Genomic DNA, 387 nt, shown 5'->3' with positions numbered 1-387 from the left:
TCGAGTTCGATGGAGCGGGCGATCGCGGCCTCATCAACACCGGTCACTGTCACGTTCGTGATGACCATGCCCGCGTCGGTGATGATCTGTGCGTGCTGCAGTGAGAGCTCACCGGTGCGGGTCAGTACTGCAGTGTCGCGGTACACGTCAGCAAGGAACACGGCAAGGCCGAGCATCGAGTCCACGCGCGGCGCGGATACTCCGAGCGCGAGCGCTGCTTCTGTGGTGTAGGCGCGTCTGGCCATTTCGCCGCCCGTGACGGCCTGGTAGCCGCGGGCGAGGTGTTCGAGTCTGGATGCTTCTCTTACACGGATCTCACGCGTCTGGTCTTCGAGGCCGGTGATGGCCTCGTCCTGGATCTGCAGTGATTGATTCATGACGGTAGTC

1 protein-coding gene is annotated in these 387 nt (G+C 62.5%); it reads right to left on the bottom strand.

The window, feature by feature from the left end; genetic code table 11:
- On the bottom strand, positions 1-377 hold a 377-nt coding region (locus AUL38_RS00840; RefSeq protein ID WP_153006411.1), incomplete at its 3' end, for a hypothetical protein.
- Positions 378-387 lie beyond the last annotated feature (10 nt).

Origin of the sequence: Leucobacter sp. G161 (assembly GCF_001482305.1) — a bacterium.
Taxonomy (GTDB): Bacteria; Actinomycetota; Actinomycetes; order Actinomycetales; family Microbacteriaceae; genus Leucobacter.
The sequence above is the reverse complement of the archived record's forward strand: the minus strand, read 5'-3'. Positions and strand labels throughout refer to the sequence as shown.